Origin of the sequence: Bartonella sp. AD24XZML (assembly GCF_042196485.1) — a bacterium.
In the GTDB taxonomy this organism is placed as follows: Bacteria; Pseudomonadota; Alphaproteobacteria; order Rhizobiales; family Rhizobiaceae; genus Bartonella.
The window spans coordinates 1-1,406 of sequence record NZ_JBHIQH010000002.1 but is presented as its reverse complement, the minus strand read 5'-3'; the positions used below and the strand labels follow the sequence as shown (position 1 = coordinate 1,406).

At 40.3% G+C, this 1,406-nt stretch carries 2 protein-coding genes; both read right to left on the bottom strand.

The features are described from left to right. Positions 1–165 (bottom strand): helix-turn-helix transcriptional regulator (locus ACFIMX_RS00055; RefSeq protein ID WP_375693866.1); only part of this gene is annotated, 165 nt, incomplete at its 3' end. 208 nt (positions 166–373) lie between these two features. Further along, positions 374–1,406: tyrosine-type recombinase/integrase (locus tag ACFIMX_RS00050; RefSeq protein ID WP_375693865.1), on the bottom strand; the 1,033-nt coding region annotated here is incomplete at its 5' end.

Genomic DNA, 1,406 nt, shown 5'->3' with positions numbered 1-1,406 from the left:
CTCGATGACATTCAAAAGATCTGATTGTAACCAACGCGATAAAAAACCAAATTTTAAAGGTTTTGGGAGAGAGCCATTGGTAACATGACGCCGGAAAGTTGAGACACTCATATGAAGCAATTTTGCACTTTCACGGTCAGTTAAAAGAATATCATTTTCTGTCATAATAAAATCCTTTCATAATAAAAAATAGAAACAAATCATGCCTATTTATTAAGCACATTTTGGTTCATTTTTGAAGGTATTTTATTTATAGAAAACAATATTTTATCATAGTTTTATTGATGTGATAAATTATGAGTCTTATTGAGAGCGAATGAGAGAGAAGAGAGAGAAAGTTATCCACAGATAATGGGGTTATTCACCCCATATCTTAAGATTGACCAGTGACATAAGCCGCCCATTTATCCATATAGACACGGCGCTGTTCTAGATAGTCAGTCCGACGATAGGCACGCTCTACTTTACCGCCTACCGTATGCGCTAGAATGGTTTCAGCGACCTCATAGGGGGCATCGGTTGTTTCAGCAAGCCAATCACGTAAACTAGAGCGAAAACCATGGGGGCAGGCTTTAAGACCAGTTTGTTGCATGTATTGAGCCATACAATTTGCAGCAAGGGGACCGCGACCAGTTGCAGAAAAAAAGAAATCATTACGAGAAAGCAACCGCGCTTGTTTTAAAATGTCTAATGCCTCTGATGATAGGGGTACACGAAACTCTTTTGTTGTATCACGCTTTCCTTTCATATTTTCAGCAGGGATAGTCCATATATCTCCATCAACTTGATCTTTATGAATATGACGCAAAGGATTTGCGCGAACACCTGTCAGAATAAGCAAACGTAAAGCCAGTTGTGTTAAGGTTGTTGTTTGACAAAGCGTTTTATAAAAGGCAGGGACATCTTTCCAATCCATAGCTGGAAAGTTTTGTGTTTTATGGCGTTGTTTGCCTAAGAGCGCGCGTGCTTTTTCTACTGCTTGTAAATCAACATCCAACCCTAAGGCAGCAGCATGTTTGAGACAAAGTTTGAGACGTATCAATGCTTTCTCTGCTGTTGCAGCTTTTGTATGCCAAATAGGGGCAAGAGTATTGCGTATCTCTGTTTGAGTAATCTCTGAAACGGGTAGACAGCCTAATTTAGGGAGAATATAAAGACGTAAAGGTGAAAACCAATCACAAGCCTTACCATCATCTTTTAATTCAGCTTTCCGACTTTCAAAAGCATCTACGGCAATGTCTTTTAAATAATGGAGATTGCTTATTGCCTCACGCTTTTGTTTATTGCGTTCTTTAATGGGGTCACGCCCCTCACGTAAAACCGAACGCCACCCAGTTGCCAATTCACGGGCTTGTTTTAAAGAGACATCTCGCAACGCTCCCAAGCCCATTTCACGACGACGTCCG